1 protein-coding gene is annotated in these 488 nt (G+C 70.1%); it reads right to left on the reverse strand.

Features of this window, described 5'->3' with window-relative positions:
• A partial coding sequence (locus B8460_RS19750; RefSeq protein ID WP_241771252.1) for an efflux RND transporter permease subunit occupies positions 1 to 475 on the reverse strand: 475 nt, incomplete at its 3' end.
• Positions 476 to 488 lie beyond the last annotated feature (13 nt).

Raw genomic sequence — 488 nt, forward strand, 5'->3', positions numbered from 1 at the left:
CGATGTTGTCGACGATCGACGACAGCTGGGCCGGCGGGATCACCTTGCGGATCGCCGCCTCGACCTGCCCCACGAGACGGGCGGACTCCTCGATGCGGGTGCCGGTCTGGGCGTGCACGTGCAGCTTGATCTGGCCGCCGTCGACGGTGGGAAAGAAGTTCTGGCCCAGGAAGGGCGCCAGCGCGAACGACGCCAGCACCAGCGTCATGAAGATGATGACGAAGCGCCACGGCCGGTCCAGCGCGCCCGCCAGAGCGGAACGGTAGCGGTCGCGGACCCTCTCGAACCGGCGTTCGAAGCCGCGCTGGAAACGCATGAGCGGGTTGCGGCTGGGCGCCGGGCCCGCGCCCCCGTCGCCATGGGCCGCACCATGGACCTGTCCGCGCAGCAGGTAGTTGGCGAGCGTCGGCACCAGCGTGCGCGAGAGCAGGAAGGAGCCGATCATCGCGAACACCACCGCCTCGGCCAGCGGCACGAACAGGTAGCCG

The sequence above is a fragment of the Acidisphaera rubrifaciens HS-AP3 genome (assembly GCF_000964365.1).
Classification (GTDB): Bacteria; Pseudomonadota; Alphaproteobacteria; order Acetobacterales; family Acetobacteraceae; genus Acidisphaera; species Acidisphaera rubrifaciens.